At 59.9% G+C, this 17,369-nt stretch carries 19 protein-coding genes; 9 read left to right on the top strand and 10 right to left on the bottom strand.

Translation table 11 applies throughout. The annotated features are described in order from the left end of the window. Positions 1–2: 2 nt before the first annotated feature. A complete protein-coding gene (locus tag HWX44_RS00185; protein WP_175972771.1) occupies positions 3–593 on the bottom strand; it encodes a DUF4245 domain-containing protein in 591 nt (196 codons plus the stop codon). A gap of 201 nt (positions 594–794) precedes the next feature. Here HWX44_RS00185 and glpX point away from each other — a divergent pair, with 201 nt between their 5' ends. The 4 genes from glpX to HWX44_RS00165 all read left to right on the top strand — a co-directional run bounded on the left by glpX (position 795) and on the right by HWX44_RS00165 (position 5,891). Next, positions 795–1,814, top strand: coding sequence for a class II fructose-bisphosphatase (gene glpX / locus HWX44_RS00180; RefSeq protein WP_046648341.1), 1,020 nt, complete (start codon positions 795–797; stop codon positions 1,812–1,814). 98 nt (positions 1,815–1,912) lie between these two features. Then, positions 1,913–3,313 (top strand): class II fumarate hydratase, encoded by a 1,401-nt coding sequence (locus tag HWX44_RS00175; protein WP_046648340.1) that lies wholly within the window; start codon positions 1,913–1,915, stop codon positions 3,311–3,313. 386 nt (positions 3,314–3,699) lie between these two features. Continuing rightward, positions 3,700–4,323, top strand: a complete 624-nt coding sequence (locus HWX44_RS00170; protein WP_070701636.1) for a TetR/AcrR family transcriptional regulator — start codon at positions 3,700–3,702, stop codon at positions 4,321–4,323. Then, positions 4,317–5,891: an MDR family MFS transporter gene (locus HWX44_RS00165; protein WP_046648338.1), complete on the top strand. Its 1,575-nt coding sequence runs from the start codon at positions 4,317–4,319 to the stop codon at positions 5,889–5,891. Before HWX44_RS00170 ends, HWX44_RS00165 begins: the two co-directional genes overlap by 7 nt. A 77-nt stretch (positions 5,892–5,968) precedes the next feature. Here HWX44_RS00165 and HWX44_RS00160 read toward each other — a convergent pair whose 3' ends face one another. From HWX44_RS00160 to HWX44_RS00140, 5 genes are all read right to left on the bottom strand, one after another. Beyond that, the gene (locus HWX44_RS00160; protein WP_175972770.1) at positions 5,969–7,102 is read right to left on the bottom strand and encodes a hypothetical protein; all 1,134 of its coding nucleotides are present in this window, start codon (positions 7,100–7,102) and stop codon (positions 5,969–5,971) included. Positions 7,103–7,183: 81 nt separating this feature from the next. Then, positions 7,184–7,759 (bottom strand): GNAT family N-acetyltransferase, encoded by a 576-nt coding sequence (locus tag HWX44_RS00155; protein ID WP_046648337.1) that lies wholly within the window; start codon positions 7,757–7,759, stop codon positions 7,184–7,186. 71 nt (positions 7,760–7,830) lie between these two features. After that, entirely contained in the window at positions 7,831–9,189 is a 1,359-nt protein-coding gene (locus HWX44_RS00150; RefSeq protein ID WP_046648336.1) for a PhoH family protein, read from the bottom strand. 297 nt (positions 9,190–9,486) lie between these two features. Then, positions 9,487–10,128: an LGFP repeat-containing protein gene (locus HWX44_RS00145; RefSeq protein WP_046648335.1), complete on the bottom strand. Its 642-nt coding sequence runs from the start codon at positions 10,126–10,128 to the stop codon at positions 9,487–9,489. Positions 10,129–10,255: 127 nt separating this feature from the next. Continuing rightward, on the bottom strand, positions 10,256–10,957 hold the full coding sequence (locus HWX44_RS00140) for a LysR family transcriptional regulator substrate-binding protein (protein WP_049155514.1): 702 nt from the start codon (positions 10,955–10,957) through the stop codon (positions 10,256–10,258). A 98-nt stretch (positions 10,958–11,055) separates the two neighbouring features. On the opposite strand from HWX44_RS00140, the gene HWX44_RS00135 reads away from it, so the two are divergent. Next, complete coding sequence (locus HWX44_RS00135) at positions 11,056–11,376, top strand: DUF5997 family protein (RefSeq protein ID WP_118779527.1); 321 nt, start codon at positions 11,056–11,058, stop codon at positions 11,374–11,376. Here HWX44_RS00135 and glyA read toward each other — a convergent pair. Continuing rightward, a complete protein-coding gene (gene glyA, locus HWX44_RS00130; RefSeq protein ID WP_049155515.1) occupies positions 11,373–12,674 on the bottom strand; it encodes a serine hydroxymethyltransferase in 1,302 nt (433 codons plus the stop codon). The two genes, HWX44_RS00135 and glyA, sit on opposite strands and share 4 nt — an antisense overlap. Before the next feature lie 196 nt (positions 12,675–12,870). On the opposite strand from glyA, the gene coaA reads away from it, so the two are divergent. Further along, on the top strand, positions 12,871–13,797 hold the full coding sequence (gene coaA, locus HWX44_RS00125; protein ID WP_046648333.1) for a type I pantothenate kinase: 927 nt from the start codon (positions 12,871–12,873) through the stop codon (positions 13,795–13,797). A gap of 14 nt (positions 13,798–13,811) precedes the next feature. Here the strand turns inward: coaA and HWX44_RS00120 are convergent, their stop codons facing one another. From HWX44_RS00120 to mca, 3 genes are read right to left on the bottom strand one after another with little or no spacing between them, the layout of a single operon-like run. Further along, entirely contained in the window at positions 13,812–14,582 is a 771-nt protein-coding gene (locus HWX44_RS00120; RefSeq protein ID WP_046648332.1) for an isoprenyl transferase, read from the bottom strand. A gap of 21 nt (positions 14,583–14,603) precedes the next feature. Beyond that, positions 14,604–14,897: a hypothetical protein gene (locus tag HWX44_RS00115; protein WP_046648331.1), complete on the bottom strand. Its 294-nt coding sequence runs from the start codon at positions 14,895–14,897 to the stop codon at positions 14,604–14,606. Between the two features lie 3 nt (positions 14,898–14,900). Next, a complete protein-coding gene (mca, locus tag HWX44_RS00110; RefSeq protein ID WP_070821832.1) occupies positions 14,901–15,791 on the bottom strand; it encodes a mycothiol conjugate amidase Mca in 891 nt (296 codons plus the stop codon). Between the two features lie 92 nt (positions 15,792–15,883). Between mca and HWX44_RS00105 the strand changes: the two genes are divergently transcribed. The 3 genes from HWX44_RS00105 to HWX44_RS00095 all read left to right on the top strand — a co-directional run bounded on the left by HWX44_RS00105 (position 15,884) and on the right by HWX44_RS00095 (position 17,305). Further along, positions 15,884–16,375: a DUF4307 domain-containing protein gene (locus tag HWX44_RS00105; protein WP_175972769.1), complete on the top strand. Its 492-nt coding sequence runs from the start codon at positions 15,884–15,886 to the stop codon at positions 16,373–16,375. A 117-nt stretch (positions 16,376–16,492) separates the two neighbouring features. Then, complete coding sequence (greA, locus tag HWX44_RS00100; protein WP_158382070.1) at positions 16,493–17,014, top strand: transcription elongation factor GreA; 522 nt, start codon at positions 16,493–16,495, stop codon at positions 17,012–17,014. Between the two features lie 48 nt (positions 17,015–17,062). After that, positions 17,063–17,305, top strand: coding sequence for a hypothetical protein (locus HWX44_RS00095; protein WP_046648328.1), 243 nt, complete (start codon positions 17,063–17,065; stop codon positions 17,303–17,305). Positions 17,306–17,369: the final 64 nt, after the last annotated feature.

Below are 17,369 nucleotides of genomic sequence, written 5' to 3'. Positions count from 1 at the left end.
AGTTAATCGCTGACGACGCTGCCGTCCTCAGCGATCTGGAGCGGCTCGGCCTCGACGAATGCGGTCAGAGCCGCCTCATAATCCGCGTCGGAGGCAGAGCCGGTAAGGATAAGGCGGGCATCGCCCAAGTCCGTGATCCACAGGGGGCGAACGTCCTTGTCGTCGCTGCTCAGGATTTCCACGTCCTGACCCGCTACCTCACGCCGCTCGGAGTTGGCTCGATAGTTGGAATCGTAAGCGGTGGGGACATCCTCAAGCGCTAGCTGGGTCTGTGCCGACTCAACGTATCCTTCATTCGCGGTCAGCCAGCTCACAACGGCACCGGACTCGCTGCCCACTTGCTTGCGCCGCGCGGCCGTCGGCTGCCAGCCCTCCGGCATGACAGGTTCGCGAATGACCGCCCCGCTACCGCGCGCTTCCATCTCCAGGAAGGTAGCGGCATCCACATTCTGCACAGGCCCGGACTTTTCCGGATTTATCGAGCACAGTCCCGTTGCCCCGACGGCCAGGAACATCATGATGAGGATGATGCCCACCGTCAGGGTGATATCACGCGCGTCCTCAAAAATCTTTGGTTTATCTTCAGATGCCACCCGCCCAGTATGGCACGACGCCTCCGACACACGCGACAGCGCCCTCTCACCTGCCTTTTCGGTAGGTGGTGCACCCCCGCCCCTCTTCTGGGGGAGGCATTCGGGCTTGAGTGGGCAGGAAAAGTGGAAGAATAGAATTTGTATTCCGGGTTGTCCCCCACCCCGGGCCGAGCCACCTGAAAAGAAAGGGACTAATCACACATGTCTGATAACACGTCTTATATCCCCGACCGCAACCTAGCCATGGAGCTGGTGCGCGTCACCGAGGCAGCAGCGCTCGCCTCGGGTCGCTGGGTTGGCCGTGGGCAGAAGAATGAAGGTGACGGCGCCGCGGTGGATGCTATGCGCAAGCTCATCAACTCCGTCGAGATGAACGGCGTCGTCGTCATCGGCGAGGGCGAGAAGGATGAGGCCCCGATGCTCTTCAACGGCGAGAAGGTCGGCACCGGCCAGGGCGCCGAGATGGACATCGCCGTCGACCCGGTTGACGGCACCCGCCTCATGGCTGAGGGCCGCCCGAACGCTATTTCCGTCATTGCTGCTGCCGAGCGCGGAACCATGTACGATCCGTCCGCTGTTTTCTACATGAAGAAGATTGCTGTTGGCCCCGAGGCGGTCGGCGCCATCGACCTCAATGAGTCGGTGGCATGGAACGTGAAGTCCGTGGCCAAGGCCAAGGGCATCAAGCCGGCTGACCTGACCGTCGTCGTGCTCGACCGCCCCCGCCACGATGACCTCATCCGCGAGATCCGTGAAGCCGGCGCCAAGGTTCGCCTCATCATGGACGGTGACGTTGCCGGCGCCATCGCCACCTGCCAGGACAGCAACTCCATCGACCTCATGATGGGCATTGGCGGCACCCCGGAGGGCATCATTACCGCCTGCGCCATGAAGTGCATGGGCGGTGAAATCCAGGGCAAGCTGTGGCCCAAGGATGAGGAGGAAGCAGAGAAGGCCCGCAAGGCTGGCCACGACCTCGACCGCGTCCTCACCACCAACGATCTGGTTTCTTCCGAGAACTGCTACTTCGCCGCTACCGGCGTGACCAACGGCGATATGCTCCGTGGTGTCTCCTACCGACCGAACGGCGCCACCACCCGCTCTCTGGTCATGCGCTCCAAGTCCGGCACCATCCGCTACGTCGACTCCATCCATAAGCTGGCTAAGCTGCAGGAATATTCCGTGGTGGACTACACCAACCCCCACGATCAGGAAAGCTAGTCCACTTTCCCAGGAAGAGTGCTACGGTGGCCATGAATGCCGTGCCACGGCACACATAAAGAACCCAACAAAACTCATTTCACAGAAAAGGTGAATTCATGACTGAATACCGCATTGAACACGACACCATGGGCGAGGTAAAGGTTCCGGTCGACGCCCTGTGGCGTGCCCAGACCCAGCGCGCCGTGGAGAACTTCCCGATCTCCGGCCGCGGCCTCGAAGATGCTCAGATCCGCGCACTCGGCCTCCTCAAGGCTGCCTGCGCCCAGGTAAACAAGGACTCCGGCAAGCTCGATGCGGAGAAGGCTGACGCCATCATCGCCGCCGCCACCGAGATCGCAGAGGGTAAGCACAATGACGCTTTCCCGATTGACGTCTTCCAGACCGGCTCCGGCACCTCCTCCAACATGAACACCAACGAGGTCATCGCCTCCATCGCCCACAACAATGGCGTGGAGATCCACCCGAATGACCACGTGAACATGGGCCAGTCCTCCAACGACACCTTCCCCACCGCAACCCACGTTGCGGCAACTGAGGCTGCCGTCAATGACCTCATCCCGGGCCTCAAGGTGCTCCACGACTCTCTTCTGGCCAAGGCCAAGGAATTCGCTGACGTGGTCAAGTCCGGCCGTACCCACCTGATGGACGCCACCCCGATCACCCTGGGCCAGGAGTTCGGCGGCTACGCTCGCCAGATCGAGCTCGGCATCGAGCGCGTTGAGGCCACCCTGCCACGCTTGGGTGAACTGGCTATCGGCGGCACCGCTACCGGTACCGGCCTGAACACCGACGCTGAGTTTGGCGGCAAGGTCACCGAGGAGCTCAAGAAGCTCACCGGCATTGACCAGCTCTCCGAGGCCAAGAACCACTTCGAGGCCCAGGCTGCCCGCGATGCCCTCGTCGAGTTCTCCGGCGCCATGCGCACCGTGGCTATCTCCCTCAACAAGATTGCCAACGACATTCGTATGATGGGCTCCGGCCCGCTGACCGGTCTGGCAGAAATCCACCTCCCGGACCTGCAGCCGGGTTCCTCCATCATGCCGGGCAAGGTCAACCCGGTCCTGAGCGAGGCCGCCACCATGGTGGTCAGCCAGGTCATCGGTAACGACGCCGCTGTTGCTTTCGGCGGCTCCAACGGCCACTTCGAGCTCAACGTCTACATCCCGATGATGGCCCGCAACGTCCTCGAGTCCTCCCGCCTGCTGGCAAATGTCTCCCGCGTCTTCGCCGAGAAGTGCATCGACGGCATCGAGGCCAACGAGGAGCGCATGAAGAAGTTTGCGGAGTCCTCCACCTCCATCGTCACCCCGCTGAACTCCAAGATCGGCTACGAGAACGCCGCCAAGGCAGCTAAGCACGCGCTGAACGAGAAGATCACCGTCCGCGAGGCAGTCATCGACCTCGGCTTCGTTGACGGCGAGAACCTCACCGAGGAAGAGCTCGATGAGCGCCTCAACGTTCTCACCATGACCAACCGCGACCGCGACAACTTCTAAGCTCGCTTTCGCCCACGCCGCCGCTCTCCTTCGGGAGGGCGGCTTCGCCGTTTTCCCATCCACCCCGCTGGGCCAACAGCAGGGTCGGGGTAGCCAAACTGCCCGTCCTGCCAAAGTTATAGCCTCCGCCTCAAGATCTGGCAATAACTTCGTCAACTAGGGCAGTTTTAGGCTTGAGAGTTTCTTTCCTAGCCATCACTTCGCGCCCTTCGCGCTCACGGCGAGCCTTAACCAGCCACAGCCCACGCTGCCGGTGGACGCGAAGGATGGGGTTGCTGTTCTTATCTCCTTTCCTGTGCGCTGCGCCATAAAAATCGTCCCGCCATCATGAGAATCACCAGCATTGCACTTGGTGCAAACTTGCACTGAGTGTAGGATTGCACTCTGTGCAAGAAGAATTGTCATTACGCGAGCAAAAACGCCTAAAAACTCGCCTACGTATAGAGGATGCTGCCACCCTCTTGGTAGACGAGCACGGCTTTGCTGCAGTTACGGTGGAGGAGATTTGTGAGAAGGCCGGTATTTCCCGGCGTACTTTCTTTAATTATTTCGATTCCAAGGACTCAGCTGTCTTGGGCAACCCCAGCCAAGAATTTTCCCAGGAGCAGAAGAGCTATTTGCTCGAAACCCCCACGGAGAACCTCTTCAAGCTGGCCGTAGACCTCATCAAGGAACACCTCATTGGACAGCACGCCAACAGGGAGATTGCTGAGCGACGCCGCCGTATCTCCCGCGATGCGGACGCAGCGGCGGCGTCCTTAAGCAGAAAGCGTGCCAAGTCCAACGAAGTCCTTGAGCTACTCACCCAGCGGCTGGAGAAGGAGCCAGCATTAAAGACCATGCCGGATGTCTCCCCGCACACGGAGGCACTCCTCATTGCTGTCACCATCCGTGAGGCTTTCTGGTTGGCCACCACCTCCCCAGACTTCAGCTGCGACATCCCCTTTGAGCAGCGCTTTGATTCCGCACTCATGCTCATCAACAACTATTCGAAAGGACTTTCATGGTAGCTACCGCGAAACCGTCGGCGTCCCACGCTGACAACGGCAAGCCGGAAAACAACCTTGCCCTCGTCTTCTCTGCCCTCGTGCTCACCATGTTGATGAGCTCCCTGGGGCAGATGATCTTCGCTTCCGCCCTGCCCACCATCGTCGGCGAGCTCGGCGGCGTCGACCACATGAGCTGGGTTATCTCCGCCTTCCTGGTCACCATGACCATCGCTATGCCCATCTCCGGCAAGCTCGGTGACATGATGGGCCGCAAGTGGCTCTACATCGGCGGCATTGCCACCTTCGTCATCGGTTCCGCCGTGGGCGGCTTCGCCAACTCTATGAACCTGCTCATCATCGGCCGCGCGATTCAGGGCTTCGGCGCTGGATTCATGATGATTTCCTCCCAGTCCATCATTGCTGAGGTCACCACGGCTCGTGAGCGCGGCAAGTTCATGGGCATCATGGGCGGCGTTTTCGGCTTGTCCTCCGTCCTCGGCCCAGTCCTCGGTGGCTGGTTCACTGATGGTCCCGGCTGGCGCTGGGGCCTGTGGATGAATATCCCCCTCGGTCTTCTCGCCATGACCGTTTGTGTGCTCGTTCTGCACCTGCGCGTTGGTGATACTGACTTGCGCAAGTTTGATGCCTTGGGCGCCACGTTCATTGCCATCACGACCGCCTCGCTCATCCTCATGACCACCTGGGGCGGCACCCAGTATGAGTGGTCGGATCCCGTCATTCTCACCTTGGCCGTCATCGTTGTGATCGGTGCTGTCATCACGGTCTTCGTCGAGAAGCGGGCCAAGGAGCCTCTGATCCCAGTTCTGCTGTTTAAGAACCGCAACATGGTGCTCACGACGGCCGCCGGCATGGTGCTGGGGCTGGCTATGTTCGGCGTGCTGGGCTACATGCCGACCTACCTGCAGATGGTGCATACACTGACGCCGACCAAGGCGGGCCTCATGATGATCCCGATGATGCTCGGCATGATCGGCACATCTACCACAGTGGGATTCATCATCGCCCGAACTGGCCACTACAAGCGCTACCCCATCATCGGTCTCGCCATTACGGCAGGCGCGCTGTTCTGGATGTCGAAGCTGACTGTGGATACCTCCCTGACTCAACTTGGCGCTGAGTTCCTCGTCTTCGGCATCGGCCTCGGCTTCGTCATGCAGGTGCTCGTTCTCATCGTTCAGAACTCCTTCCCCGTGGCACTGGTGGGCACCGCAACGGCGGCCAACAACTTCTTCCGCCAGATCGGTTCCGCCATGGGTGCCTCCTTGGTGGGTTCGCTGTTCATCCACAACATGAAGGATGAGTTGGCAGCCAACATGCCTGCCGCCATTGCTTCCATGGGCAAGGCTGGCGCGCCCTTTGCAGAAAAGTTCAGCGCTGAGGGCGGCGGTTCCTCTAGCCTGACCCCGTCGATGGTGGCACAGCTTCCGGACCCCATCCGCGACGTCATCCTCAACGCCTACAACGACGGCCTCACCCCGGTCATCCTGCTCATGGTCCCGATGGCTATCATCGCTCTCCTGCTCATCCTGCCGGTGCGGGAGGAGCACCTCAAGGAGACCATCGACTAGGACGTCGGTCCCCGCTCAACAACAAGAAATCCTCGCTACGAACAATGACGTAGCGAGGATTTTTCATACCAGAGTATTTAACGCAGAATTCCCAACTGGCGAGCCACCTGGGCAGCTACGCCAATGAGCGCAAGCACGCCTGCAATGATGCCCACGATGGTTCCAGCATCCGCACCACCGGAGCTTAGGTTTCCAGCAAGAGACTTCTTGGTCACCTGCACGATCTTGGTGACTTGGTTGTCCGACAACTGGGGCTGACCATTGCGCACCACATAGGTGTTAAAGGTGACGGTCACGGTTCCCTCCGACTTAGCCTCGTAGGTACCGTCCTCGTTGACTTTAAGAACCTCAGGATCGCTTGAGCTTGGCGACGCCACCGGCACCCCTAGCTTCGCTCCCCAGAATCCATCGATGCTCAAGCCCAGGCTGCCTTGGCTTCCCACCGAGGTGCCTCCAGTCGTCATCAGTTCGGCATCATTGACTGCACTTTCCGGCACAGCGATGGGGAATGCGTGGCGGCCGGTGATGCGAGCGGGTTCACCCGGCATATCGCGATTGGAGAAGAAGCCTGCGGTGACCTTTCCTACCTGTGCCTGAGCAAAAGTTACGTGAACGGGATCAATGATCGAGTAGAAGTGGCCATTCTGTGGATTCCTTTGTCCGTTTGCACGAACAAGCTGTTCCCACTCACTGGAGCCTTGGTTGCTATCCGTCGACCACGATGCAATAGCGCCCGGCATGTCTGCCGTGGTGAGATTTTCTCCGGCCAACAGATTATCGATGACCCCAAAGGCCCCTACCCCAGGGAGCCGCTCGTGGTTGAAATCCAAATTCTCCTCCGCAGCGCGCTGCAAAACCGCGTGCTCAAGGCCACGATCCCAAGAAATCGCATTCATATACTCTTCACGGGTGTGAAAGCCCGCAGCGGCAGCTGCCTGCTGCAGCGTTGCACCGTCGAAGGGAAGATTCGCATCCCAAGCCTTGCCGCGCAGCTGACGAACTTGGCGGGTAACCAAGTCAATGTCGGATTGCATGACCGGCTCGGCAAAGACATATGCCAGAGCGCCATCGGGATAGTTAACGTTGAGCTCTGCTACAGGAACGGAGCCAGCAGGTGGAAACTCAGCAGCCGTGGCAACGGGCGCTACAAAAGCACCGGTCGACACGGCTACGGCGGTAGAAAGGGCAAGCACAGAGGTGCGGAAAGACATGATTCGCCTTCGATAGAGAGTGGATGAGAACAGGTTCTATTCTATCCCCACTCCTGCCCTGATATTAGAAAAGTGAGATAATTACTTCCTCTTCTCGTTGGCTGCTGCCTTCTTTTCCTCCGGCTTAGGCAGAAGCAACTCGTATACATCGGTATCGCGCCACTGGCCGGCGAGCTCGCCGTAGGTCATCTTTGCCATGTGGGAGTAGGTGCCCACCTTGACGAAGCCGCGGGACTTGTGCAGCCCGGCAGAACCTTCGTTCTCCGGGAAGATCCATGAGTGGATGGCCCACTTGTGCAGGTCACGGCATACCTCGATGAGCTGATCCAACAAGGCGCCGCCAATACCGCGGCCCTGGGCCTCTTTGCTCAGGTAAATGGAATCCTCCACCACGCCGTGGAACACGGTGCGGGTAGACGCTTGCGCAGCGCAGACCCAGCCGAGAACCTTCGAGTCATCGTCCGCCTCCACCGCAACGAAGACTGACGACATGATCTTGACGTTCTTAAACTCCTCGAAGGTCAGCGACCGGGTCTCGTAGGTAGCGTGGCCGGTGTTGAGGCCCTGCTCGTAGATTTCGCGCATTTGCGGGTAGTCCGCCGCAGTGAATGGACGGATGCGGAAATCCTTCTTCTTGTCTTTCGCGTTGTCGCTCATAGGACAATTATTACTGAGCACGCACGACCAATGCCAAGCAGACCCCTACAAGATCGCCATTCGCGAACGAGTTAGTTCTCACCTTCCAGCAAATCGGTGACAAGTTCCGCAATGGCAGAGCGCTCAGAGCGCTGCAACGTGATGTGAGCGAAGAGCTCATGCCCTTTGAGCTTTTCAATGACTGCCTGCACACCGTCATGCCGGCCCACGCGCAGGTTATCTCGCTGCGCCACGTCATGGGTCAGCACCACGCGCGATCCGCGGCCCAAACGGGACAAGACAGTCAGCAACACGTTGCGCTCCAACGACTGGGCCTCATCGACGATGACGAAGGAATCGTGCAGGCTGCGGCCGCGAATATGGGTCAGCGGGAGAACTTCCAAGAGGCCTCGGTCTTGGACTTCATCCATGACGTTTTCCGATACGAGACCCTCCAACGTGTCGTAGACCGCCTGCGCCCACGGGTTCATCTTCTCACTCTCGGAGCCAGGCAGGTATCCCAGGGACTGCCCACCCACCGCATACATCGGGCGGAAAACCACGATGCGGCGGTGTTCCCCACGCTCCAGCACAGCTTCTAGACCGGCGCACAAGGCCAACGCAGACTTACCGGTACCTGCACGGCCTCCAATGGACATGATGCCCACGGAAGGATCCAGCAGCAGATCCAAAGCTACCCGCTGCTCAGCCGAGCGCCCCTGGAGACCAAAGACATTCGCATCACCGCGTACCAAGCGCACTGCGCCCTCGGCTGTCATGCGGCCCAGCGCTGATTGCCCGCCTGCCTGCAGCGTCACGCCACAGTGCACCGGAAGGTCCTCGACGCGGGTGCCGGCGGTGGTCACTGATCCGTCGATAAGCACCTCGCCTTCCCCATAGAGCTCATCGATGACCTCCGCGGTGGTCTGCACCGTAGCCATACCGGTGTATCCCGTGAGCACAACGTCCTGCGCGTGGTACTCATCTGCCTGCAGGCCCACGGCGCCCGCCTTAACGCGCAGCGGAACATCCTTGGTCACCAGGACGGTGTCCTTGCCCTCGTGCTGCAGGTTGAGCGCGCAGGCCAGGATTCGGTGGTCTCCCTCCGGCCCACGGAAGGCCGCTGGCAGCAAGGACTGATCCTGGTGATTCAGCTCCACGCGCAGCGTTCCGCCCGCGGCGTTGACGGGAAGAGGCTGATCCAGCGCCTCATAGGTAGCGCGGAGGTCCTCCAAAAAGCGAAGAGCTTGGCGGGCGAACCAGCCAAGCTCCGGGTGATGACGTTTTCCTTCCAACTCAGAGATAACGACGATGGGCAGCACCACATCGTGCTCTGCGAATTTACGCAACGCCCAAGGGTCGGAGAGAAGGACGGAGGTATCGATGACATAGGTCTTGGTAACCACAGCGGCCTCGTGCGGCTGCTCGGTCAGGACGGAAGGATTGGTCATAGCGGCAGGGTTCTCCCTTGTTATGCCCGCCCCAACTCAACGACCTGGGTGGGCATGGTGAAGCTGGTGGTTTTTCGAACTGTCCGGACGTCCCTGTGAACCTCCGGACACCGTCCACGCTAGAGAGCAAAGGTTGAAATTACATGGGTGCAAGATGAACAGTATTAAAACGACAATCCCCAGAGCCACACCATCCCCACCAGTCGGCTCGCTCCCTCACAAACCACAAAGAAATGCTCCGCACTGGTTTTACAGTGCGGAGCATTTCTTAGAAAGCTGGCTCTATTGTGAGCCCTCTTAGTTAATGGTGGCCTCGTACTCGCCGGACTCACCCTGCATCCAGGAAATGGTGCCGTTGGCGAATTCCTGTACCCAGCCGTTGCCCTCAGCCTTCTCCGGGGCGGTCGGCAGACCAACCTTGCTGTCCAAGCCGCCTTCCTCGGTCCAAGTCTCAGCGATCTTGCCGATGATCGGCTGGGAGCCATCTCCCTCGCTGAATGCCAGCAGCTTGTCCTTGGCGAAGGTAGCAACGCTACCGGCATCGGTGGACTCGATGGACTCCGGATCGCCCCACTCGGCGGCCTTGTCCTTGATGGCCTGCGCAAAGTCGGCAGGGACCTCTACATCACCGTTAGCGGTGGAGACGCTCTCCTTATCACCCTCGGCACCCTCAGAATCAGCGGAACCCGAATCGGAAGACTCCGCCTCAGAGGAGTCAGCGCCCTCGGAATCGGAAGCCTCAGCGGACTCGGAGTCCTTCATGGAGTCCTTAGCCTCATTAGCAGCGGAACCGGCAGCATCGGTAGCATCGGACGCGGCGGACTGTGCAGCGTCGCCAGCATCCTTAGCGGCGTCCTCAGCATCGGAGCAGGCAACGACACCCAGGGAAAGGGTCGCAGCGGCGATACCAGCAGCGAAACGACGAGTCATCTTCTTCATTATCTAAACCTTTCTCTTTTGTTGAGCACTGTTCTAAGTACTTTTGTTGAGAACAAAGTCCACCGTAGGCTCGGCCGCGGCCGCCCCGCCACCGATGCACCTATGATTTGACAACAAAGAGCCTTCCTTATCTACGTTTCCGCTGCTGAGACCCCCTATATCTTTTCGATAACGGTTTGGAAATCGAGCCCTTGTGAGACTTTCCTTGCGACTTTCTGCGTGCTTGTTTAGCCTTTGCTTTGTCACGGGCACTGCGCTTCTCAGCAACATTGCGGGAAGAATTCCGCGTCCTTCCCTTCGCCACGCCGACGAAATCCTGAATCTCGTCACCATCGTCTGCTCGGCGCCACACCAAAGCGATCTCCGTGCGCGCAACAGTGGGATCCTCCAAGCCCAGTGCCACGACTTGCTTCTTGCTGAGCACCTTCAGCAGCGGTCGAGGTGCGATGGCCACGCCCACGTTGGCTGCCACAACTTGGAGAGCGGTACGCAGGGCAGGGACGTCGACGCTGCCATCCTGCGCAATCCGGTAATTCACGATCTCTTCGGCGACATCCTCCGGTGTAATGTCCTCCCCTACCTCGGCGTACACGGAATCCTTCGGAACTGCGATCCCAGGCGCTTCCTCGTACAGCCGAACCACATGGAAGCTGTCATCGACCCGTAGATCTGGCAGGCGGGTCAGAGCAAGGTCAGCTTCCTGGGCAAGAAGAGCCGCCATCGCATCATCGGCGTCGGCGGTCACCAGGGACTCGAGAGAATGCGAGTCACGGTAGCGGCGAAACCATTTACCGGGTTCTGTACCAGTGCAAAAGACAAGGCGGAGCATGCACCTCATACTACGGTGCTGCTAGCGTGGTGAGCGTGACTGATACCCCGAATAATGAAACCCCAGCCAACGAAACCCAGCAGCCTTCCGGTACCGCCATGCGCGCGCAAACCGCGGCTAAGAAGCTGGGCATCTACCTGCCGGCCGCCCCGGAGGAGTTTCAAGCCATTGCAGTAACGCACGCGCAATTGCGCGACTTGCAGGAGAACCCGCCGGAGTGGCTGGCCACCCTGCGCCGCGAGGGCCCGCACCCGCGCCCGGTGGTGGCACAGAAGCTGGGCATTTCCGTGACCGCGCTGAAGAAGAACGACATGGATCGCCCTCTCACCACCGCAGAAATCAAAGAGCTCCTCAGCGCAATGCCCGAGTGGCTCGAGGCCGCCCGGAAAGCTCACGCCGAGGAGCGTTCGGAAGCTTAGACCAGCTTCCAGTCCTCAAGGCCGTCGTACAGCGGGAAGTCCGCGGCGACCTTCTCCACGCGGGCGCGCAGCTTGGCGACGTCCGCGTTCTTGCCATTTGCCAGCGCGGTACCGATGACATCCGCCACCTCGGTGAAGGCCGCCGTGTCAAGACCGCGGGTGGCCAGGGCCGGGGTGCCAATGCGCAGGCCGGAGGTGACCATCGGCGGGCGCGGATCGTTCGGAACCGCGTTGCGGTTCACGGTGATGCCCACCTCGTGGAGGAGGTCCTCTGCCTGCTGGCCATCGAGCTCGGAGTTGCGCAGGTCCGCTAGGACGAGGTGCACGTCGGTGCCGCCGGTGAGGACGTCGACGCCCGCCTTGGTGCAATCCTCAGCGGTCAGACGCTCAGCCAGAATGCGAGCGCCCTCCAGGGTGCGCTCCTGGCGCTCCTTGAACTCCTCGGTGGCCGCAATCTTGAGAGCAATAGCCTTCGCCGCGATGACGTGCATGAGCGGACCACCCTGCTGGCCCGGGAAGACGTTGGAATTGATCTTCTTGGCAAAGTCCTGCTTGGCCAAGATAATTCCGGAGCGCGGGCCACCAAGCGTCTTGTGCACGGTGGAGGACACAACATCGGAGTGCGGCACCGGGGAGGGGTGCAGACCGGCGGCCACGAGGCCCGCGAAGTGAGCCATGTCCGTCCACAGGTAGGCGCCGACCTCATCGGCGATGGAGCGGAAGGCCTCAAAGTCGATGGTGCGCGGGTAGGCGGACCAACCAGCAATGATCACCTGCGGCTTCTCAGCCAGAGCCTGCTCGCGGACCTTGTCCATGTCGAGGCGCATGGTCTCCGGGTCAACCTCATACGCGGCAACGTCGTAAAGCTTGCCGGAGAAGTTCAGCTTCATACCGTGGGTCAGGTGACCACCATGAGCCAAGGACAGGCCCATGATCTTGTCACCCGGCTGGATCAGCGACGCCAGCACCGCAGCGTTGGCCTGAGCACCGGAGTGCGGCTGGACGTTGGCAAATTCGGCGTCGAAAAGCGCCTTGGCACGATCGCGAGCCAGGTCCTCCACGACATCAACGTGCTCGCAGCCGCCGTAGTAGCGGCGCCCCGGGTAGCCCTCTGCGTACTTGTTGGTGAGAACAGAACCCTGCGCCTGCAGAACGGCGCGGGGGACGAAGTTCTCCGAAGCAATCATCTCGAGGGTATCGCGCTGACGAGCGATCTCACCAGAAATAGCATCGAAGACCTCGGGGTCAAGATCGCGCATCTCCTGGTAGCGCACGTCTGAATTGTTCGTAGTCGTCATGAAAGCGTGGTGTCCCTTCCTACAGATGGTCAAGATAGCCAGCAGCGCCCGCTCGCAGCACAACACCACCGGCTTTAGAAATCGCCGAAGCTAGTTCTACATCCTAACGCCCCTATCCCCCGCGCGGGGGCCTCTAAGAATCTTTTCATTCGGGGCAATTGCACGAGGCGCCGGATGCAGTGCGACAATAGTCGGCATGGCGCGAATGACCGATGCGAGCCCGTACCTCGATTTTGACCGCGATACGTGGCGTGCCCTGCGTAAATCCATGCCACAGGTGTTGACGGCCACCGAGGTGGAAAAACTCCGTGGTATTGGTGACCGCATCGATCTCACCGAGGTGGCGGAAGTCTATCTGCCGCTATCCCGTCTTATTCACATGCAGGTGGAGGCCCGCCAGAAACTCACCGCCGCCACCGAGGCCTTTTTGGGTAACCCACCGACGCACGTGCCTTTCGTCATCGGCGTCGCCGGCTCCGTCGCCGTGGGCAAATCGACAACGGCGCGCTTGCTCCAAGTGCTCTTGGAACGCTGGGATTCCCACCCGAAGGTCGACCTCGTCACCACCGATGGTTTCCTCTACCCCACCGCCTACCTCAAAGAGCACGGGCTAATGCAGCGCAAGGGCTATCCGGAGTCTTATGACCGCCGCGCGCTCATGCGATTTGTTACCGACGTTAAATCCGGCAAACCACTGGTTACCGCACCGCTGTATTCACACGTGTCCTATGACATCGTCCCCGATGAATTCCAAGAGGTCCGGCAACCGGACATCCTCATCCTGGAAGGCCTCAACGTCCTGCAGACCGGGCCAACCCTCATGGTGTCAGATCTCTTTGACTTCTCTGTCTACGTCGATGCCCGCGTGGACGACATTGAGAAGTGGTACATCGACCGCTTCCTCAAGCTCCGGCACACTGCCTTCCGCGAGCCGGGCGCGCACTTCGCTTCCTTCGCGGACATGACGGATGAGGAAGCCTACGCACAGGCACGCGAAATCTGGCAGTCCATCAACCTGCCCAACCTCATTGAGAATATTCTGCCCACCCGGGTGCGCGCTTCCCTGGTCCTGCGCAAAGGCTCACACCATTTGGTGGAACAGGTCAGGATGCGCAAGCTCTAGGCAGCGTATCCCGGTTAGCGCCCAAAGCGGCGCGAGCGCTGAGAATAGTCGCGCAAGGCACGCAGGAAATCCACCCGGCGAAATGCTGGCCAGTAGGTATCCGTGAACCAAATCTCGGAATAGGCTGCCTGCCACAGAAGGAACCCGGACAGCCGCTGCTCACCGGAGGTACGGATGACGAGGTCGGGATCCGGCAACCCTTTGGTGTAGAGGTTGCCCGTGATGGCCTCTGCAGTCACGTTCTCCGCGATCTCCTCAGCGCTCAGCCCCTTGCGTGCTTCACTACGGATCAAGTTCTGTACGGCATCCACAATTTCTTGGCGCCCGCCGTAGCCCACCGCAATATTGACGATGACACCTTGGTGATCCTCGGTAGCCTCAGCCGCACTCTGCATCTTGGCTGTGACCTGTTCGGGGAGCAGATCTAAGTGCCCGACCAGGCGGATCTGACAATCCAAGTCACCCTGGGAGAGGTGCGTGACGACATCCGAAATGATGTCGAAGAGCAATTGCACTTCTTGCTCGCTGCGCTTCAAGTTTTCCGTCGACAGCAAGTAGATAGTGACGACTTCGATGTCGGTGCCTTGGCACCACGAAATCATCTCACTGATCTTCCGCGCGCCTTGCCGGTGGCCGTGGCTGATATCCGTAAAGCCCGCCTCGCGCGCCCAGCGGCGATTGCCATCCGCCATGATTGCCACGTGGCGTGGTTGCGGTTTGTTTTTAATCTCACGCGTTAGGCGCGCCTCATACAGGGGGTATAGGAGCTGGCTTAGGAACTTCACGGTGGAGAAACGTCCTCTGCGTTAAAAGATGGACTTCTTGCTGTTATCGAGGATGCCGGCTTCCTTCATTGCCGCATCGACCGCCTCATCATCAAAAGGATCGATGCCATGATCCTGCGCGAACATGGTGCGGCGGCGGAAGCGCGAATAGCGGCGGTGAAAGTTCCAGCCTGCAAAAAGGACGGCCACTCCCATGAGAACGAGGATCAGCAAACCAATGGGCGAGGCCTTACCGAACTCCGGTCCCACCGGGCCGCTTTGGCTCCCTTGGGCGAGCAGGGCGACGTCATGCGCCGCGAAGTACAAAGCGTTCATACTTTAAGATTCCCCTACTTCCGGGATTCCCGCAAATAGGTCGTCCTCTGGCAGTGAGGACGAGACACGGGTCTTGGCCAACTCGAACTCCTCCGTTGGCCAATGCTCCTGCTGCACGGCGACGGGCGTAGCGAGGAAAGCACCAGCCGGATCGATTTGGGTGGCGTGCGCGCGCAGGGCGTCCTCCCGGTTTTGGAAGTAATCCGCGCACTCTACCTGCGTGGTCACGCGCGCCATGATGTCACCAAAAGCGGTGTCCCAGCGCGCCAGCATCGGCTCATAGGGGCTAATCTTTCCCTCTTCTACTAGGAGGTCGTGAAAGATCTTCATCCTCTGGTACACGAAACCGTGCGTGTAGTAGAGCTTCTGCGGCTCCCACGGCTCTCCCAATTCTGGGTGGTAGGCGGCATCGCCCGCCTTCTCCCACGCCAACATAGAAGCACGGTAGACCATGAGGTGATCCGGGTGCGGGTAGCCGCCGTTTTCGTCATAAGTAATGATGACCTGGGGGCGGAACTCCCGAATGATCTCCACGAGTTCTTGGGCCACATCATCATCTTCTTTGAGAGCAAAGCAGCCCTCAGGCAGCAGGTCCTTGATATTGGGGGCCAGCGGATCACCCGGAAGGCCTGAGTCCACGTGCCCGAGCCACCGGTGCTGTACTCCCAAGGCGGCGGCGGCCTTCGCCATTTCTTCACGACGAATACTGCCCATGTTCTCGAGGACGCCGGGGCGGTCCATGGCTGGGTTGATGATGTCGCCCCGCTCACCGCCGGTGCAGGTCACGACGAGGACTTCCGCTCCCTCCGCGGCATACTTCGCGGTCGTTGCAGCACCCTTCGAGGATTCATCGTCGGGGTGCGCGTGAATAGCCAAAAGGCGCTTTGTACTCACTGGGTGATACATCTCCCTACATCGCTTCTTTAAACAGAGGCCCAGTCTAGTGGATAGTAACTTCGTAGCGACCGTTGGATAGAATCAGACTCATGTCTGACGCCCAACCTGCTTCTCGCTCCGCACGCTCACGGTCTCGCTACGGTTCCTCGTCCTCCTCTGCTCGCACGGGGAAATCCTGGACCAATCGGGCCCTAGTCCTGATTTTCCTGGGCATGCTGGTGGCGGCCGTCGTCTTTGGCGTGCAGTACGTGCGCAGCCAACAGAAAATTAACGCGGACATCTCCTATGTCACCCACGAGATTCTTTCCGACGATACCGCCCGCGTGTGGGTAGACATCACCCGCAACCGCGTGGAGGAGCCTGCCTATTGCATCGTGCAGGCTTTTGACTATTCCAAGGCAGAGGTGGGCCGCCGCGAAATTGCCGTGCCGGCTGGCGGCGAAGCCGCCCAGCGCGTCGCCGTGGACATCCCTACCAATCACCCTGCCGTCGCCGGTGGCGTCTACGGCTGCTCCGGAAATATCCCCTCCTACCTCGATATCAGCACCATGGATTCTGCGGGTGAGGCAAACGCCGAGTAAAAGCCCAGCTATGCTAGTATGTTGAGCGTTCTGAATGGGCCGCGCCACCTGCGCTTTTAGGCCCAGTTTTTAAGAAATAAAACCGTTCATCAGGAACCGTCAACGGAAGGTTGCACTATGGCTGAGCAGCAGAAGCAGTACATCACCCCGGAAACCAAGGCCAAGCTCGAGGCCGAGCTGCAGGCCCTCATCGACCACCGCCCGGTCGTCGCCGCCGAGATTAATGAGCGCCGCGAGGAAGGTGACTTGAAGGAGAACGCGGGTTACGACGCCGCCCGCGAAATGCAGGACCAGGAAGAGGCCCGCATCAAGCAGATCTCCGAGGTTCTGGCTAACTCCACCACCGAGCGCACCGCCGTCCAGGAAGGCGTTGCCCACATCGGTTCTGTCGTCCATGTCTACTACAACGGTGACAAGGAAGACCGCGAGACCTTCCTTATCGGTACCCGCGCTGCGGCATCGGATAACAAGGATCTGGAGACCTACTCCGAGCAGTCCCCGTTGGGTGCTGTCCTCCTGGGTGCTGCTGAGGGCGAAACCCGCGAGTACACCGCGCCGAACGGCAAGACCTTGTCGGTGACCGTGGTCTCCGCGGCACCTTATGATTCCGCAAAGGCCGCAACTCCGCGCAAGTCCTAATTTATACTGCTCTTAGGTCATCGTTTTTCTGAGAAAGAGTTTTATCACATGAAGAAGTTCACTCGTTTCGCTGCCGCTGGTCTGGTTGTCTCCGCTGGACTCACCCTGGCTGCTTGCCACCCGCCGAGCGAGCAGGATTCCACTGAGAAGGTCGACACCGGTGCCACCTTCACCGGTGAGGCGCCGGGTGCTGGTGCATCCGAGTCCACCGCAGCAACGGCTGAGACTGAAGCCACGGCTGAGACTGAGGTTGCTCCGGCCGAGTACACCACTGCTCCGGTTCAGCAGTAGGCTCACCGTCAGCTTAAAGCGAAAGCGGCGTCCCGTTATTCGGGCGCCGCTTTTCGCGTTATGA

Source organism: Corynebacterium sp. Marseille-Q2823 (assembly GCF_903645345.1).
In the GTDB taxonomy this organism is placed as follows: domain Bacteria; phylum Actinomycetota; class Actinomycetes; order Mycobacteriales; family Mycobacteriaceae; genus Corynebacterium; species Corynebacterium hiratae.
The sequence above is the reverse complement of the archived record's forward strand: the minus strand, read 5'-3'. Positions and strand labels throughout refer to the sequence as shown.